We start from the raw sequence: 16,485 nt of genomic DNA on the forward strand, positions 1-16,485 counted from the left end.
CGCCGATGGTCTCGCCGCACGGTGCCCCTCGCTCCACGACGCAAGGTCGCCTTCGCCCTCGTGCGCGTCCCCTTCACCTTCGTGCGCTCCATTTCTCTCGGGGCTCTGCCCCGGCCCCGGAGGCGCCGTGAGCTCGCGCGAGGCGCCTGACTCCTGGACCTCCGCGCCGCGGTCGATCCCGGAGGTCATCGAGGACAGCCTCCCTCAGATCGAGGTGCGCCTGCGCCCGCGCGCCATCGCCACGGTCGTCGCGCGCGTCACGGCCGACCTGGGCGACGAGGAGTACCCGAGGCCCGCGCTGCTCGCGGCGCTCGCCCGGTGCGCGGACGGGGCGGCCGCCGAGGTCGATCGGCTGCGCAGCGCCGAGTCCGCGCTCGTGCTCGCCTACCAGTCGGCCGCCACCCCCGCCGAGCGGCGCGAGCTCCTCGCCCGGCAGCTCCGCGTCTGGGCGCGAGAGCGCAGGCAGAGCGCGAGGAGCGGCGCGGCCTCCCTGCTCGGCTGGGCCGTGGCGCGCGTCGAGCAGGCCGGCGATCTCTCGGCGCTCGGCCGCAACCTCGACCTCGAGGCGGCGCAGGAGCGCTTCGCCACCGCCATCGCCGACCGCCTCGACGAGATCGAGATCGCCTACCACGCGCTCACCCACCTCGCGCAGCACCTCGACGACCCGTCCGACGCGCTGCACGTGGCCCGCGACGGCGGCGTCCTTCGGCTCGCCGTGGCGCACGCCGAGCCGAGCCGCCCCGCGCCCGTCCGCCGGGCCGCGCTGCTCGCCGCCGTCGCCCTCCTGCACCGCCTCCCGGCGCGCGAGCGGCTCGGCCACCTCGGGCTCGACGCGGCCCGCTCCGTGCTCGCGTGGTCGCGCGGGGTCAACGCGTCCCGCTGGGTGCAGATCGCCGCCCTCGAGATCGGCGTCCTCCTGTTCCCCGACGAGGCGTTCTCCCTGCTGGCCGAGCGCCTGCGCGCGCGGGACGCCGCCGACAAGGACGGCCCCATCCTCCGCCGCAACGCCCTGCGCCTGCTCGGCGCGGCGGCGCGCCCGTCCGCCCCGGTGATCCTGCTCGATCGCGCGGCGCGCCTCACCGGCGCGGCGCGGGACCCGCGCCGCTGGAGCGGCGCGCAGGCCAGCCGCGCCAGCCGGTCGAGCATCGCGCCGGAGACCGCCGCCGCCCCCGGAGGCGCCCGCGAGGGCTCCGAGGGCGCCGAGCCGCCCGACGCGCCCGCGCCCGACTCGGCGCCCCGGCTCAGCGCCGATCCCGCGGCCGGCGCGCCGCCTGCCCGCATGGCGCCCGCGAGCGTGGACCCGCTCGCCATCGCGCTGCTCGCCCGCGACGACCCGAGCGAGCACGTCCGCCAGGAGCTCGTGCGCCAGCTCGTCGAGCTCGGCGGCGCCGACGCCCTCACGGCGCTCGTCGAGCTCGCCGAGGGCGACGGGTCGCCTCGCGTCCGCGGGTACGCGCTGCGGGAGCTCTCGCGGCACGCGACCGACCACGCGGACGCCGCCCCGTTCGCCGAGCGCGCCGTCCGGTTCGCCCTCGCGAAGCCCGGCCCGCCGCTCGCGTCCCGCGCGGCCCTCGAGGCGGTGCGCACGCTCTGCGCCGGGCCTTATGCCCCGCTGCCTCCGGGGACGTTCGTCGAGCTGCTCGCCGAGTTCGCGAGCCGCCCGGCGATCTCGCCGGACCTGTCGGACGAGGCCGCCGCCGCGCTGCGGCTGCTCGAGGTCGAGAGCCGCCCGGTCGCCGAGCACATCCGCCAGACGCTCCTCGCCGCGGCGTCGGAGCTCCTGGAGGGCGAGAGCGCGCCGGTCGAGCTCCCGGCCGACGCCGAGCCCAGGGACGTCGAGCGCGCGCTCGCGGTCGCGTCACGCGGCGACATGACGTACACGCTGCGGCGCCGCGGCCGGGGACGGTACCTGCTCACGCGCGGCGAGCCGCGCGGCTTCCGCCTCTGGCGGCTCGTCCACGAGATGCGCACGCCGATGCCGGACAAGCGCAAGGGGTGGATCCACACGAGCGGCCGCCTGTTCGCGGGCGAGCTCGTCGCGCCGCCGGTCGGCATGGCGGAGGTCACGCCGACGCGCGTGCCGGGCGAGCGCCACGTGTACCCGCCCGTCGGCGGCTGGGGTCCGTTCGTCCCGCGCATCGACGACCTGCTCGCCGCCGCCAGCCTGACCCAGCGCGAGATCCGCCTCATCACGGCGCGCGGCACGGTCACGGTGCGCGGCCCGGCCAAGCTCGCGCACCGGCTGCGCGCCCGCGCCCTGCTCACGCTGCGCTACGACCGCTACGCCCAGGCCCGCATGCGCGCGCTCGTGGCGCAGGAGCCGGCCGAGCAGAAGAAGTTCACGCTGATGACGGGCGAGCTCGGCTTCACGGTCGCGCTCGGCGACACCGGGGGCGAGGTCGAGGGGCGCCCGTACGCGATTGAGCCGCACCTGCCGGTCAAGTACCTCGCGGTCGCGCTGCCGCCTGTGCTCCAGAGCGGCCGCGACTGGCTCGCCGGCCCGTCGGTGCCCGTCTGGATCGACGGCTTCTTCTCGTACCTCGTCTCTCCGGCGGGCAACGTCCCGACGCAGCTCGCGTGGATCGTGTTCCTCGTCCTCGCGTACATGGTGCTGCGGGCCGCGTGGATCGCGGCGCAGATCGAGCGCGCCCGCCGGGGCATCCCGCTCACGATCGGCGGCTGGGGGACGCGCGGCAAGAGCGGCTCGGAGCGGCTCAAGGCCGCGCTGTTCCACGCGCTCCGCTACGACGTCGTCGTGAAGACGACCGGCTGCGAGGCGATGTTCATCCACGCCATGCGCGACCTGCCGGCGCAGGAGATCTTCATCACCGCCCGTACGACAAGGCGACGATCTGGGAGCAGCGGAACATCCTCACCGCCGGGCGGAACCTCCGCGCCCAGGTGTTCCTCTGGGAGTGCATGGCGCTCCAGCCGCTCTTCGTGGACACGCTCTGCTCCGAGTGGATGCGCGACGAGATCACGACGCTGACGAACGCCTACCCGGATCACGAGGACATCCAGGGCCCCGGGGGCGAGGACGTCGCCCGGGTGATCGCGCGCTTCATGCCCACGGACGGGCTGTCGTTCACGACGGAGGAGCAGATGCTCCCGCTGCTCAAGGACCAGGCGCAGCGGAAGGGGACGAACCTCGTCGCGATCCCGCCGATCGACGCGGACCTCCTGCCGGTCGACCTCCTGGATCGGCTCCCGTACCAGGAGCACCCGCGCAACGTGGCGCTGGTGCTGGCGCTCGCGGACCATTTCGGCGTCGATCGCGAGTTCGCGCTGGTCGAGATCGCGGATCACGTGATCCTCGATCTCGGCGTCCTGAAGACGTACCCGACGGTGCAGTACCGGGGGCGGAAGCTGACGTTCTCGAACGGGATGAGCGCGAACGAGCGCGCCGGGTTCATGTCGAACTGGACGCGGCTCGCGTTCGACAAGCACGACATGGACGCGACGCCCGGCAAGGCGACGGTGATGGTGGTGAACAACCGCGCGGACCGGGTCGCGCGGTCGCGCGTGTTCGCGCAGATCATCGTGGAGGACATCGGGGTCGATCACGTGGTGCTGATCAACTCGAACCTCGGCGGGATGATGCAGTTCATCACCGAGGGGCTCGACGCGCGGCTCCGGGACATGGTGATCACGGGCGACGGGGGCAAGGAGCGCGCGCTCGAGCGCTTCGACGAGCAGATGAAGAAGCTGGGCATCCCGGCGCGGGCGGGCGCCTTCGAGGAGGATCTCACCCGGATGCTGCGCGCGCTGCCGGCGATCGACGAGGCGGCGGCGGCGGCGATCGTGGGCGGCCCCGGGGTGGCGGGGAAGAAGGGGGAGCCCGAGGCGATCGAGGCGGCGGTGAAGCAGGCCCTGGAGGCGCACGCGCCGCCGGCGGGGGAGGACGACATCCGCCCGGACATCATCCACCACGCGGCGCGGCTGTCGCGGCGGCTCGCGCGCCGGGACAAGGCGCGCGCGGAGGTGGAGGCGGCGCTGTCGCGGGGCGCGGACGCCGAGGCCAACCAGGCGTTCCGGGTGGCGTTCCGCGAGCTGTGCCTCGAGCGCATCGCGGTCCTGTGGAACGCCGACGCGAAGGGGGACAAGGTGATCGACTTCATCACGCGCGAGATCCCGCCGGGGTTCGACGCGCGGCTGATGGGGTCGCAGAACATCAAGGGGACCGGGCTCGACTTCGTCTACCGGTGGCTCTCGATGGATCGCGTGAGGACCGCGATCGAGCGGATGCAGAGCAACGCGTCGGCGCGGCGCGAGGTGCTGACGTTCTTCCTTTCGTACTCGGACTTCGGCCTGATCGATCTGCGCGAGGCGCTCGCCGCGACGCGCGCGGCGAAGGAGCAGGGCGGCGCCGGGTGGGCGGAGCACGCGAACCTGATCGACGGGGCGATCCGCAGGCTCGAGGCGCTCGACAAGGAGAAGACGGCGGCGCTCGTGGTGACGGGCAAGACGGGGGTCGGGACGAAGGTGCTGCTCCGGATAGAGCAGTTCGTCGATCACATGGACTCGGTGCGCCGGACGCGGTGGGCGAAGATCGTGATGGACGATCTGTTCGCGATGCGCATCGGGCACGGCCAGGCCGCGCTGCTGCTGCGGGAGATCGTGGGGCGGCAGAAGGGCGGCTGGCTTGCGAAGGATCTCGCCAAGTGGGTGGAGAAGCGCAGGGCGTGGCTCGAGAGCCGCAGGAAGAAGCAGCCGAAGAAGGCCGAGCCGGCCGCGCCGCCGGGGGCGGCGGCGGAGCCGGGGTAGAGGGGGAGTAGGGGAGGGCGCGCCGGGGGCGCCTCGCCTCCGCCGGGCGGAAGCCCTGAGCTGTCCGCGAGATGGCGCATCCTGCCAGGCGCACCGGGCTCTCGCCCGCGGAGTATCTCGCGTTCGAGCGGGCTTCCGGGCAGAAGTACGAGTACGCGAACGGCGAGATCTTCGCGATATCGGGCTGCACCCGGGCGCACAGCCTGCTGGCCGGGGACATCCAGCGCGAGCTCGGCAACGCGCTGCTCGCTCGCGCCTGCGAGGTCCACACCTCCGACATGCGCGTCAAGATCACGCCCACGGGGCGAGTCGGTCGGCGTCGTCATCCACGTCGATCGCGTCTATCTCAAGGTGCCGCTCGCGCCCTCCGCGAGCGATTGAGCTGTGGCCCGGGGAGGCTCCGGGGGCGTCTGATGCGGTGCGCTATTCTGCACGACGGACTCGCCTGCGCTCCCCTCGCGCGCCATCACGCCGCGTCGTGGAAGATGATGCCCACCGTGTGGCGATGCCCCGAGCGCACGCGGCTGACGCCGTGCCGGACGTTGACCCGGTACATCCCCCGCGTGCCCTGTACGGGTCGATGACGGACCGCGAACACCGCCGCATCACCCTGGCGCAGCGGCACCACCATCGGTCGAGACTGCATGCGCGGGCGCTGCTCGGTCATCACGAGCTCGCCGCCCGCGAAGTCGCGCTCGGGCTCGGAGAGAAGCACCGCGACCTGGAGCGGAAAGACGTGCTCGCCATAGAGGTCCTGGTGCAAGCAGTTGTAGTCACCCTCGCCATACTGCAGCAGGAGCGGTGTCGGCTGGACCTGGCCTGCGGCATGGCAGCGCTCCACGAAGCGCGCGTGCTCCTCCGGATACTGGACCTCGAGGCCCATCGCAGCGCTCCAGCGGTTGGCGACGGGCACGAGGCGCGGGTAGATGCTGGTCCGCAACGAGGCGATCAGCGCGGGCAGCGGGTGCGCGAAGTATTTGTACTCCCCGCGCCCGAACCCGTGCCGCTCCATCACCACCCGGCTGCGAAAGAGCTCATCGCGCGCGTACAATGCGGCCAGATCGTTGCACTCGGTCCGGGCGAGCAAGCCCTCGATCACCGCGCAGCCCTGCGCGTCGAGGTCCTGCGACACGCGCGCCCAGTCCGCCGCCGCCACCCGCTCGTCCACGCCGCTCGCGGTCGGGACGTCGTCGCGGCGCGCGCTCAAGCGCCCGCCTCCCGGTCGAGCAGCGCGCGCTTGCGTTCGACACCCCAGCGATAGCCCGACAGGCCGCCGTCGTTCCGCACCACACGATGGCACGGGATCGCCACGGCCAGCGCGTTGGCCGCGCACGCCTGGGCCACGGCCCTGACCGCCCTCGGAGCGCCGATGGCGCAGGCGATCTGCGCATAACTCGCGGTCGTACCGCCAGGGATGTCCCGCAACGCCTGCCAGACGCGCTGCTGGAACGCCGTGCCGCGGATGTCGAGCGGCAGCTCGACCGAGGCACGAGGGCGCTCCACGAGGCCCACCACCTTTGCGACGAGCTGCTCGAACCCGGCGTCGGCGCCGAGCAGGTGGGCCCGAGGAAACCGGCGCTCGAGATCGTGCGCCAGCTCCGCCGGGTCGTCGCCGAGCAGGATGGCGCACACGCCTCGCGCCGTGGCGGCGACCAGGATGGAGCCGAGCGAGCACTCCCCGATCGCAAACCGGATCTCCATCTGTGCACCTCCGGCGCGGTACCTCGTGGGCGTCATGCCCAGCACCTGGTTCGATTGCTCGTAGAAGCGCCCGCCCGAGCCGTACCCGGCCGCGTAGATCGCCTGGGTCACGGTGCCGTTCTTGCCGAGCTCGGCCCTCACCCGCCTGGCGCGGTGCGCCGCTGCATACGCTTTCGGCGTCACCCCCGTCACGGCCTTGAAGACACGATGCGTGTGGAAGACGCTCAGCCCCGCATGGCGCGCCAGCTCCTCGAGGCTCGGCACCTGCTCGCTGCTCTCGATGAGCCGACACAGCTGGGCGACCTGGGCCGCCTGGCGCTCGGCCAGCGGGGGCTGGTCGGGTTTGCAGCGCAGACACGGCCGGAAGCCCGCCCGCTCGGCGGCGGCCGAGGTCGGATGAAAGCCGACGTTCTCGGGCCTCGCGGGCCGGGCGCCGCAGGACGGACGGCAGTACACGCCTGTCGTCTTGACCGAGTAGAAGAACTTGCCATCGGCGCTCGCGTCGCGGGCGATCACGGCTGCCCAGCGAGGGTCGCTCTTCACCCCGACGGCGAGCGCATGGGCCTTTCCCGACATGTCGTCTGCCTCCTTCCGGCGCTTCTTGCGGGTCACGAGGCGAGCTTAACGCGCGCGACTATCGCCGCACTCCGGGTCTTGCTCTCGAATCCGTCGGTGCCGGCGGACGGTCCCAGCTCGCCGACGTCCTACGCGGGCCACGCGCCGCGTGCGGCGAGGTCAGCTGCCGGGCTCGATGCGCGAGAGGATCCCCTCCAGCGCCTCGACAGCGCGCATCGGAAGCCGCACCGAAACGGCGGTGGAGATCGCGGTGAGCGCCGGGTTGATCTCGAGGGTCGGAACCCCGGAGTGCGCGGCCTCCAGGACCGGCCTCGTGATGTAGGGGAACAGGCTCGACGTCCCGATCGAGACGACCACATCGAAGCCCCGCGCGAGCTCTCGCCGGAGGATCTCGACCTTCTCCAGGGGGAGCATCTCCCCGAAGAGGACGACATCGGGCCTGAGCACCGCGGCGCACGCCGGGCAGCGCGGGCAGGGGGCGAGCTTCGCGTAATCGCCGACGTGCGCCTCATAAGGGCAGCGCGTGCAGAGGATGCGGTGGAGATCTCCGTGGATGTCGATGACGTTCGTGGACCCTGCGCCACGGTGAAACCCGTCGACGTTCTGGGTGAGCACCCAGCAGCGCGCGAGGCGGCGCTCGATCCGGGCGATCGCCGCGTGCGCTGCGTTGAGCCGCGCGCCGCGGCACGCGCGCTCGATCTGGTGGACGTACTTCCACGTGACCTCGGGGCGCCGCTGGAACATCTCGCCCGAGAGCGCCTCCTCGATGGCGAGCCCCTCGTCGGTCGCCTTCTCGCTGTAGAGCCCTCCGATCCCGCGGTAGGTGGGGATGCCAGAGGCCGCGGAGACCCCCGCGCCGGTGATGAAGAGGGCTGAGCGGGCCGAAGCCAGGAGCGCGCTTGCTTGTTCGATCGACATCGGGCGCCCAGTCTACCCGTGTGGCCGGGGCTTGCGCCTGCGGGTTGGCAAGGGGCGCGGGCGGGAGGTGCGCAAGCGCGGGCGCAGGGCCGGCGGTGGTCGGCCGCAGCCTCCGGGCCCGCGGCCCGTTGCGCCGGCCTCGGCCGCGTTCGCCGCGGACCCGGACTGCCTGGGCGCGCCTACAGGCTCTTCCCGTCGAATTTCATCGTCTTGAGCGCGTCGATGTCGACGTCGTCCAGGCAACGGACGTTGATGGCGCACATCTCCTGTCCGTTGGGACCGACTCCCCGCGCGAACGACTCGACGCCGCAGACCGAGCAGAACACATGGTGAATGACCTTCTTGTTGAACTGGTAATCGGTGAGAACGTCGCCACCCTCCTTGAGCGTGAGCTGGTCCACCGGCGCGAAGGCCAGCATCGCGCCCAGCTTCGAACAGCGCGAGCAGTTGCACATGACCACGGGACTGCTCAGGTCCACCTTGACCTCGTAGCGAACCTTCCCGCAGTGACAGCCACCTGTATAGGTCTTGATCTCCGTCATGCGCGCATGGTGCCACAAGGAGCTGGCTGCGTGACGCAAAAATGCGATATGTCGTGGCGGGTTACGCCGGTTACGCCAGTCACGTATGAGCAAAAGACGTTCCGCGCCGAGGTATCGCAGCGGCATGCGCCGGCGCCGGCCTCGGCCACGCTGCATTGCATCCTGTCGGAAACTTTTCTCGACTCAGGCGGTCTAACGACGCCGCTCCTCGGCGAGGGGCCGTGCCCCGCCTACTGCTCCTCGTAGTTCCACGTCAGCCCGCCATCGACGAAGTACGTCGAGCCGGTCACGTAATCGGCGTCCGCCGAGGCGAGGAACACGGCGAGCCCGGCCACGTCCTCTGGCTTTCCCAGGCGGCCCAGCGGGATCTGGTCGAGCAGCGCGCTCAGCTTCTCGCGATCCTTGAGCAGAGCGGCGTTGATCGCCGTCTCGATCGCGCCCGGCGCGATGGCATTCACGGTGATCCCGGTGCCGCGCAGCTCCACGGCGAGCGTGCGCGTGAGCATGCGGACGCCGCCCTTGCTGGCGCAGTACGAAGCGAAGTGGGGAAACGGAAGATCCTCGTGAACCGAGCTGATGTTGATGATCTTGCCGGGGCGTCCCGACTCGCGCAGGTGACGGACCATCGCCTGGCTCCCGAAGAACACCGCTTTGAGGTTGGTGTTCATGACCGCATCGTAGTCCTCCTCGGTCACCTCCCAGAACGGCGCCCGCTTCTCCAGCCCGGCATTGTTGACAAGCACGTCCAGCCGGCCGAAGCGCGCGACGGCCTCCTGGATGAGCCCTTGCACGCTCTGGACGGAGGCGACGTCGACGGCGAACAGATGACCTCGCCTTCCAGCGGCCTCGACCTCGGCGAGGGCCTCCTCGGCGCCCTCCTTGCTCTTGTGGTACGTGAGCGCCACGTCGGCGCCTTCCCGGGCGAACCGGACAGTGATGCTGCGGCCAATGCCCCGGCTGCTCCCTGTGACCAGCGCGATCTTGCCTTGCAGTCTCATGGGGACCTCCTGTCTTCACGAGCATTGTGCCCGCCGCGCCCCGCGGGGATCGCCAGGAGATAGAATACCGCGCATGCGCATCGCCTCCCTGCTGCCGTCCGCGACCGAGATCGTCTGCGCGCTGGGCGCGCAGAGCGAGCTCGTCGGTGTCTCTCACGAGTGCGACTTCCCCGAGGGGCTGACCGGCCTCCCGGTGCTCACGCGCCCGCGGCTCAGGCCGGCGCGCTCCAGCCGGGAGATCGACGCCGCGGTCCGCGACGTCCTCCGGGACGCGCTCGCGGTCTATGACCTCGATCTGGACGCCCTCCGCGAGGCGCGGCCGGACGTGATCGTGACGCAGGACCTCTGCGACGTCTGCGCGGTCTCGTTCGATGACGTCCGCGCGGCCGTCGCCCGCCTTGCGCGGCAGGACGTGCGCATCATCAACCTGCACCCGACGCGGCTCGACGACATCTGGGCCGACATTCGCCGCGTCGCCGAGGGGATCGGCCGCGCGGCAGGCGGCGAGGCGCTCGTCGACCGGCTGCGCGCGCGCGTCGCCGTCACCGCCGCGCGCGCGGCCGCGGCGCCGGGCAGGCCGCGCGTGCTCGCGGTCGAGTGGATCGATCCTGTCATGATCGGCGGCACGTGGATGCCGGAGCTCATCGCCCTTGGAGGCGGGGAACCCCTCGTGACGCGACCCGGTGAGCACGCGCCAACGCTCTCGCCGGCCGCGCTCGCCGCGCTCGATCCCGACGTGGTGATGATCAAGCCGTGCGGCTTCACCCTCGAGCGCACGCTCGATGAGCTCGACCTCCTCCCCCGCGTGCTGCCCTGGGCGACGTATCGGGCCGTGGCGCAAGGCCGCGTGTACGTCGCCGACGGCAACGCCTTCTTCAATCGCCCTGGTCCCCGCATCGTGGAGTCGCTCGAGATCCTCGCGGCCTGCGCTCACCCGGCCGTGTTCGCCGACGCGCGCCGCGCGCACGCCCGGTCGGTGGTGCGGATCGACGCGGAGCTCCGGCGGCACGCGTTCGAAGACGACTGACCCCGGCTCCCAGCGTTTGCGGCTGTTCTATCGTGGGGCCCGGCCGGCCGCCTTGGACGCCGGCGGGCGTGCCGCCTGCCGCGCCGAGTCGAGCTCCTTGCGGAGCGCCGCGAGCTCGCGCTCGAGGGCGGCGATCTGCTTCTGCTGCATCTGGATCGCTGCCACGGCCATGCTCGTGTATCCGTACAGGTCGACGTGATCGCCGTCGCTCGCGACCGCCGGGCTCGCCGGATTGTCGTCGATGATGAACCCGAGATGCTCGCGGCCGTGCCCGCCCTCGTGGTTGTAACGCCAGGTCGCGAGCGGCGTGGCGACGAGCTCGTCGCGCACGCGCGCGAGCTCGGTCTCCGGCAGGTACCGGATATCGTGTTTGTACCGGGCGCGGGATCTGGGGCAACCCCCCGGACGCTGCGTCGGATCGTCGCTGGTGCAGAGCAGCTGCGCGTTGCAGTCGTTCGCGGGATCGCACGTCGCGTCCGGTGCGGCGCACGGGGCCCCCTCCTTCTCGTCGGTGCATGGCTTCACCCCGTCGCGCGGCCGGTGCCCGCTGCATACCGGATCGCCGCATGTGAGATACCACCTCAGCTCCTCCGCCCCGCCGCCGGTGCCAGCGCCTGCGCCGCCCGTGCCACCACCCGCGCCGCCGCTGCCGGCGTCCGCGCCGCCGCTGCCAGCACCCGCGCCGCCGGTGCCCGCGCTCGCGCCGCCGGTGCCTGCGCTCGCTCCGCCGCTTCCGCTATCCCCTCCGCCGGAATTGCAGCCTGCCCCTGCCGCGAACGCGAGCGCGCAGAGGAGCGCCATCGTCCCTGTACCGTGAATGCGCATGAGAGACCTCCTTGGAACGACTGTCCCCGACCCACCAGGGGAGGATGTCGAACAAGGGCAGGACGCGGCAAGAACCGTGCGCTGTCGGCCGTTCCCGCTTTTGCAACGCGGGGGCTCGCCTCCGTGGCCGACGGAGGCGCGCGCCCGGCTCACCCGCCGTGGAGCCGCTCGCCGCGCTCGCGCGAAGCTCAGACTCAGTGTTTGCCGAGGCGCCTCACCTCTTGCCCTGCGAGCAGCGCGTGCGCCTCCGCCAGCACCTCGGGGATGCGGTGCCGCTGCGGCGCGCCCGCGAGGGCCTGCGCGAGATCGAGCTCCCGCACGCGATCGGCGCGGTTCCCCGGGAACCAGTGGCCGCCGCCGCCGAGGAGGTTGTACCGCATCTTGCCGTAGGCCGTCATGTCGAGCGCGCGGGCGAAGTTGTACAGCCGCAGGATCTCGCGGATGTTGACGTGCCCGGGGACGGCTTCCCAGTCGGGGAGGCCGACGTGCCATGTCTCGAGCCACGCCCGGCCGAGCACCCGCTCGAGCTCTTCGTCGATCCGGCGCAGGATCGGCGCCAGCGCGGCCTGCGCGGCGCCCTCGCCGTCGAGCAGCGGCAAGGCCTTCATGTGCTCGTCGAAGTCGGCCGGGCGCGCCGCCCCGACGCTGATCGTGTGGACCTCGGGACGAGCGAGGCAGAAGAGGTCATTGAACACGATCGGCGAGAGCGGGTCGCAGAGCCGCACGAGCTTGTCGCTCGGCTCGTACAGCCTGCCTCCCTTGTCGGTGGGGCTGATGATGAAGACCCCCATGTCCTGCTCGGCCGCAGCCTGGATGGCCGGCCAGGCGAGCTGATTCACGTAGTACCAGTGCAGGTTGACGTAATCGCATCGGCCGTCCTGCACCATCGCGGTGATCACGCGCGGCGCCGCGTGCGTCGAGAACCCCACCGCGCGCACGCGGCCTTGCCGCTTCAGCTCGAGCGCAGCGTCCAGGCAGCCGCCTTTGCGCAGCGACCACGAGAGGCGCGTCTCGTCGTTCACGCCGTGGAGCGCGAACAGGTCGACGTGATCGAGCCGGAGGAGCTTCATCGACCGCTCGAACGTCGCAAGGAACTCCGCTGGATCCGCCTCGGGGCTGACCTTCGTCTGGACGATGATCCGCTCGCGCGGCAGCGTCGGCAGGATCTTCCCGAGCTGCTCCTCGCTCGTGCCGTACCCTCGCGCGGTCTCGATATGATTGATTCCAAGCTCGATCGCCCGCTCGATGCACGCCTCGATGTTGCGCTGGCTCGCGGGCGAGATGGGGTCCTTGTCGTTCCAGGATTGCTGGTACCGCATCCCTCCGCACGAGAGGACAGGCATCTTGATCTCGGTGCGACCGAAGCGGCGGTAGAGCATGCGTGTCGACCTCGGGCTCGGAAGGAAGGCTTACCGTAGGGTGCCACCCTTCCGCAGGCGCCGCAACGCGAGGAGGGCGAACGGCGAGACGAGCGTGAGCAGGCGCCACGGAGACCCGCCGCCGGGGGCGCCGGCGTCGACGGCGCAACCGCCGCTGTCCGCTCCACCCTCGTCCGGCGCGCCGCCGCCCGCGGAGCCCGCGGAGGCAACGGCGCTTCCGGCGCTGCCGGTGCTCCCGGCCGTGCCGCCGCCGGTCCCGCTGCTGCTGCTGCTGCACGTGCCGCTCGGGCAGCCCTCGCCGGGCGCGCAGAGGCCTGGGTCCTCGTCGACCTCGCCGTCGCAGTCGTCGTCGAGCGCGTTGCACACCTCGGCGGTCGGTTCGCCGGGCGTGCACGACCCAGGGGTGCACGCGCTCGCTTCCCGCGCGCACATCCCGACGCCGCACACCTCGCGCACGCCCTCGTCGATCCGGCCATCGCAGTCGTCGTCGGCGAGATTGCATATCTCGGGCGCGTCCGGGTGGACGTCGGGGGATCTGTCGTTGCAGTCGTTGGAGCTCGGCGCGTACCCCTCGGGGGGGCACTTCGCCGTGACGGTCGCGCCGAAGAACGAGCCGTAGCCGTCGCCGTCGGCGTCTTCATACTGCGTCGTGACCGCGAGCTCCTCGTCGATCTCTCCGTCGCAGTCGTCGTCGATCTCGTTGCACGCCTCTTCCTGACCGGGATGGATGTTGACGCTGTAGTCGTCGCAATCGCCGCCGCGGTCGGCGTGATCGGCCGGCCGGGTGCAATCGACCCTGGGCGCGCTGGAGTCGCCGTATCCGTCGGCGTCGCGATCGAGGTAATACGTCGTCCCGGTGCATCCGTAGGCAAACGCTGTGTCGGCGGACGAAGCGCCGTCTCCGCGCGGGCTGTTGTCGCCGTTGGCAGCGAGGGCCCACACCTTGACGACGACCCCGCCCGGCGCGCCCGGCGCGATCCACTGCGCGTCGAAGCGGACGACCCCGCCGCTCGCTCGCTTCGGCGCGTCGTGGACGAGCTGGTGCTCGTCGATGAGCTTGGTGCCTTGACCGTTGATGGGGGAGAGCCGGCCTGTTTCGGTGAGGAGATAGACGCCCCCGGCGTTGATGTTGGCAGACCGGATCTGCACCTGCAGAGTCACCGCCTCGCCGGCCCCCGGGTTCTTGGGGCTATAGTCGATGGTGATATCCGGCACCGCGCCGCCGGTGTGGCAGCCGTTGCACCCCTCCACCGCCATCCCGGAGCGGCGGGCGTGGGCCTGCGACGCAGCCAGCGTGGTCAAGAGGGCCAAGCTCACCGAGAGGACCGGTGAAATAAGCGATGTACTTCGCATGCGCCTCGCCGCGCAGCTCAGGCCCGCGAGCTCCGCGCGCTCCGCTGCGACGCTCAGGGATAGCTGCCCTCGCCGGGTGCGACAAGTGCATATGCACGGAGTGTAAACTTGCGCCGTGAGCATCCAGAGACGCTGTTTTCGACGTTTCTGGCACGGCGTGTGTCGCGAAGTGGATTGCCGCTCGCTGCAGCGCGTTATCCGAACCGAACGTGCTGCGGCCTTGTCACATCGCAGACGACACCGTGGTACTTGAGGAGCCCTTCGTCGAGCGTCACCACGGTCGCATCCGCGCGGCGGGCGGCCCACAGATACACGAGGTCGGTCGCGTTGGCGAAGGGCCTGCGGCCGCGCATGCGCCTCGTCAGCTGGGCGAGGAACTCCGTGATGGCGCCCGCGTCCTCGGGCGCGACAAGCTCGATCGCGAGGCCTCCCAGCGGGCTCGTGGCCGCGGGCGCGGCCCGCCGCGACACCGCGAGCCGTTGCTCGGCGACGTACACCTCGAGCCATAGCTCGGGCGGCGCGAGCACGCGCGCCGCGCCCGCGGCCAAGGCGGCGCGGGCGCGCTCGAGAAAGGCGAGCGCGTCCGCGTGCCCGGGCTCTGCGGGCTTCATCGAGGCGATGGCGACGGAGCTATCGAGAACGATCCGCATGAGGCCTCATCGGTAGGGACGCACCCCCGCACCGCTCCAGATCTGGCCGGCAGGCCGGTGGTTTGGTGACATCGAGACCCGGTATCCAGGACCGCGGCCAGATGGAAAGTCGACCGGCGGCGAGGGCCGAGGCCGCATGCCTGACGGCAGGACGATGGCACACGCTGGCACGGCGGGCTCGCTCGGCGGCCGAAACGACGTGTGTTCGCCCGGTACATGCCTTGCTTGTCGCCGTCCATGCGAAACTTCCTGCTTCGAATCCTGGTCGCGTCCCAGTGGGGCGCGAGCCTCGCGCTGGTGTCGGGCTGCGGCACGCATGTCGAGTCCGGCCCTAGCTCCAGCGCGCCTGAAGGCGCGGCGTCGGGGGCGAGCTCGAGCTCGACGGGAGGCGCGGCATCGGGGGTGAGCTCCAGCTCGAGCTCGACGGGAGGCGTGACATCGGGGGCCGGCGGAGGTGGCGAAGTCGATCCTCCCGACGCCTCGGCGCCGCTCGACCCTTATCCGGATCCGACCTGCGTTGGACCGTTTCACGATGGTGGCTATTACGGCCAGTGCTGTTACGAGGTGCACTGCACGGCGCCGGTCGGCGGCGCCTGCCCTGCGGCCACCGAGGCTGCGCCGCACCTCGACGACCTGCCGCCCGGCTCGGGGACATGCACGTGCAGCGCCGAGGGAGAGGGCGCGGCCGGGTGGATCCAGGGCCCCTACGCGAACCGAACCGCGTCGGATCCGGCGAGCTGCTGCTACCTCGTCGGCTCCATCTCCTGTGAAGGGCGCCCTCTCCTCGTCCGGGGCGAGCCCCGCGTCGCGCCGCTCGCGCACGCCCCGAGCGCGTGGTCGCAGACCGACGTGCGGCGCTTCGAGCGCGCGCTCGCCGACACCGACCTGAGCGAGCTCGCGCCCGCGGAGCGCCGCGAGCTCGCCCGGCGCTGGGCCGAGCGCGGTCAGAACGAGCACGCCTCGGTCGCCTCCTTCGGCCGCTTCGCGCTCGCGCTGATGGCGCAGGGCGCCCCGCCCCAGCTGCTCGAAGCGGCGCACCGCGCGGCGCTCGACGAGGTGCGGCACGCGCGCCTCGCGCTCGCGATCGCGTCGGCGTACGCGGGGGAGCCGGTGGGCGTCGGCCCGCTGCCCCTGCACGGCGCGCTCGACGACCTCGGCTCGCTCGAGGCCCTCACCCTGGCGACCGTCGTGGAGGGCTGCGTCGGAGAGACCCTCTCGGCCATCGAGGCGGAGATCGCGGCGCAGGCGGCGCGGCCGCCGGCGGTGCGCATGGCGCTCCAGGCGATCGCGCGCGACGAGGCGCGCCACGCAGAGCTCGCATGGGCGTTCGTCCGCTGGGCCGTCACGACGGGCGGCGCGCGCCTTCGAGAGCGCGTCGCCGGGGCCTTCTCGCGCGCGCTCGACCAGGTGGGCGCCGGAGCGCCGGGCATCGCAGACAGCGATCTCCCGCCCTCCCACGGGTTCCTCGCCGCCGACGAGCTCCACCGGCTGCGGCAGCAGGCCGTGGCCGACGTGCTCCGCCCCGCCGCCGCCGCGCTCGTCGACGAGCGTGGTTCATCCGCCGGACGAGAGTTCAGCGGCGCTCGCGGGAACGCCGTGCTGCGCGGCGGCGCGACGTACCTGTCGACCTGAGCTCTCGCCGGGCAAACGCCGTTCTCGTGGGGGCCGCGCCGGGCCCGACCTCGCGGACGCCGGCGCGCTGCCGAGACGGCGCGCCTGCGACGACCTGGATCATGGAGCGCAGTCAAGCCC

At 72.0% G+C, this 16,485-nt stretch carries 14 protein-coding genes; 5 read left to right on the forward strand and 9 right to left on the reverse strand.

Annotation, left to right across the window (positions count from 1 at the left end):
- Positions 1 to 127: 127 nt before the first annotated feature.
- From POL72_RS42790 to POL72_RS42800, 3 genes are all read left to right on the forward strand, one after another.
- The gene (locus POL72_RS42790) at positions 128 to 2,989 is read left to right on the forward strand and encodes a hypothetical protein (protein ID WP_272102653.1); all 2,862 of its coding nucleotides are present in this window, start codon (positions 128 to 130) and stop codon (positions 2,987 to 2,989) included.
- Positions 2,920 to 4,764 (forward strand): hypothetical protein, encoded by a 1,845-nt coding sequence (locus tag POL72_RS42795; RefSeq protein ID WP_272102654.1) that lies wholly within the window; start codon positions 2,920 to 2,922, stop codon positions 4,762 to 4,764. The genes POL72_RS42790 and POL72_RS42795 overlap by 70 nt, the downstream gene beginning before the upstream one ends.
- Before the next feature lie 71 nt (positions 4,765 to 4,835).
- A complete protein-coding gene (locus tag POL72_RS42800) occupies positions 4,836 to 5,348 on the forward strand; it encodes a Uma2 family endonuclease (protein ID WP_272102655.1) in 513 nt (170 codons plus the stop codon).
- On the opposite strand, the gene POL72_RS42805 is transcribed toward POL72_RS42800, so the two are convergent.
- The 5 genes from POL72_RS42805 to POL72_RS42825 all read right to left on the reverse strand — a co-directional run bounded on the left by POL72_RS42805 (position 5,231) and on the right by POL72_RS42825 (position 9,499).
- A complete protein-coding gene (locus POL72_RS42805; RefSeq protein ID WP_272102656.1) occupies positions 5,231 to 5,971 on the reverse strand; it encodes a 2OG-Fe(II) oxygenase in 741 nt (246 codons plus the stop codon). The genes POL72_RS42800 and POL72_RS42805 overlap by 118 nt on opposite strands.
- Positions 5,968 to 7,077 (reverse strand): bifunctional DNA-binding transcriptional regulator/O6-methylguanine-DNA methyltransferase Ada, encoded by a 1,110-nt coding sequence (gene ada / locus POL72_RS42810; RefSeq protein WP_272102657.1) that lies wholly within the window; start codon positions 7,075 to 7,077, stop codon positions 5,968 to 5,970. Before ada ends, POL72_RS42805 begins: the two co-directional genes overlap by 4 nt.
- Before the next feature lie 123 nt (positions 7,078 to 7,200).
- Positions 7,201 to 7,959 carry an NAD-dependent deacylase gene (locus POL72_RS42815; protein WP_272102658.1) on the reverse strand — a complete coding sequence of 253 codons (759 nt, stop codon included), beginning with the start codon at positions 7,957 to 7,959 and terminating at the stop codon, positions 7,201 to 7,203.
- Positions 7,960 to 8,138: 179 nt separating this feature from the next.
- Positions 8,139 to 8,501, reverse strand: a complete 363-nt coding sequence (locus tag POL72_RS42820) for a GFA family protein (RefSeq protein WP_272102659.1) — start codon at positions 8,499 to 8,501, stop codon at positions 8,139 to 8,141.
- Positions 8,502 to 8,731: 230 nt separating this feature from the next.
- The gene (locus tag POL72_RS42825; protein ID WP_272102660.1) at positions 8,732 to 9,499 is read right to left on the reverse strand and encodes an SDR family NAD(P)-dependent oxidoreductase; all 768 of its coding nucleotides are present in this window, start codon (positions 9,497 to 9,499) and stop codon (positions 8,732 to 8,734) included.
- Between the two features lie 73 nt (positions 9,500 to 9,572).
- Between POL72_RS42825 and POL72_RS42830 the strand changes: the two genes are divergently transcribed.
- Positions 9,573 to 10,526 carry an ABC transporter substrate-binding protein gene (locus POL72_RS42830; protein ID WP_272102661.1) on the forward strand — a complete coding sequence of 318 codons (954 nt, stop codon included), beginning with the start codon at positions 9,573 to 9,575 and terminating at the stop codon, positions 10,524 to 10,526.
- A gap of 27 nt (positions 10,527 to 10,553) precedes the next feature.
- Here the strand turns inward: POL72_RS42830 and POL72_RS42835 are convergent, their stop codons facing one another.
- The 4 genes from POL72_RS42835 to POL72_RS42850 form a co-directional block, all read right to left on the reverse strand.
- A complete protein-coding gene (locus POL72_RS42835) occupies positions 10,554 to 11,351 on the reverse strand; it encodes a tail fiber domain-containing protein (protein WP_272102662.1) in 798 nt (265 codons plus the stop codon).
- 194 nt (positions 11,352 to 11,545) lie between these two features.
- Positions 11,546 to 12,730: an aldo/keto reductase gene (locus POL72_RS42840; RefSeq protein ID WP_272102663.1), complete on the reverse strand. Its 1,185-nt coding sequence runs from the start codon at positions 12,728 to 12,730 to the stop codon at positions 11,546 to 11,548.
- A gap of 30 nt (positions 12,731 to 12,760) precedes the next feature.
- On the reverse strand, positions 12,761 to 14,032 hold the full coding sequence (locus POL72_RS42845; RefSeq protein WP_272102664.1) for a putative metal-binding motif-containing protein: 1,272 nt from the start codon (positions 14,030 to 14,032) through the stop codon (positions 12,761 to 12,763).
- A gap of 245 nt (positions 14,033 to 14,277) precedes the next feature.
- Positions 14,278 to 14,733: a PIN domain-containing protein gene (locus POL72_RS42850; RefSeq protein ID WP_272102665.1), complete on the reverse strand. Its 456-nt coding sequence runs from the start codon at positions 14,731 to 14,733 to the stop codon at positions 14,278 to 14,280.
- Between the two features lie 237 nt (positions 14,734 to 14,970).
- On the opposite strand from POL72_RS42850, the gene POL72_RS42855 reads away from it, so the two are divergent.
- Positions 14,971 to 16,365 carry a ferritin family protein gene (locus POL72_RS42855; protein ID WP_272102666.1) on the forward strand — a complete coding sequence of 465 codons (1,395 nt, stop codon included), beginning with the start codon at positions 14,971 to 14,973 and terminating at the stop codon, positions 16,363 to 16,365.
- Positions 16,366 to 16,485: the final 120 nt, after the last annotated feature.

This window comes from Sorangium aterium (genome assembly GCF_028368935.1).
Classification (GTDB): Bacteria; Myxococcota_A; Polyangia; order Polyangiales; family Polyangiaceae; genus Sorangium; species Sorangium atrum.

Coding starts and splice junctions, on each gene's coding strand:
- POL72_RS42795 (WP_272102654.1), top strand. CDS start 2,920: ATGGCGCTCCAGCCGCTCTTCGTGGACACGCTCTGCTCCGAGTGGATG.
- POL72_RS42800 (WP_272102655.1), top strand. CDS start 4,836: ATGGCGCATCCTGCCAGGCGCACCGGGCTCTCGCCCGCGGAGTATCTC.
- POL72_RS42815 (WP_272102658.1), bottom strand. CDS start 7,959: ATGTCGATCGAACAAGCAAGCGCGCTCCTGGCTTCGGCCCGCTCAGCC.
- POL72_RS42820 (WP_272102659.1), bottom strand. CDS start 8,501: ATGACGGAGATCAAGACCTATACAGGTGGCTGTCACTGCGGGAAGGTT.
- POL72_RS42825 (WP_272102660.1), bottom strand. CDS start 9,499: ATGAGACTGCAAGGCAAGATCGCGCTGGTCACAGGGAGCAGCCGGGGC.
- POL72_RS42830 (WP_272102661.1), top strand. CDS start 9,573: ATGCGCATCGCCTCCCTGCTGCCGTCCGCGACCGAGATCGTCTGCGCG.
- POL72_RS42835 (WP_272102662.1), bottom strand. CDS start 11,351: ATGCGCATTCACGGTACAGGGACGATGGCGCTCCTCTGCGCGCTCGCG.
- POL72_RS42840 (WP_272102663.1), bottom strand. CDS start 12,730: ATGCTCTACCGCCGCTTCGGTCGCACCGAGATCAAGATGCCTGTCCTC.
- POL72_RS42850 (WP_272102665.1), bottom strand. CDS start 14,733: ATGCGGATCGTTCTCGATAGCTCCGTCGCCATCGCCTCGATGAAGCCC.
- POL72_RS42855 (WP_272102666.1), top strand. CDS start 14,971: ATGCGAAACTTCCTGCTTCGAATCCTGGTCGCGTCCCAGTGGGGCGCG.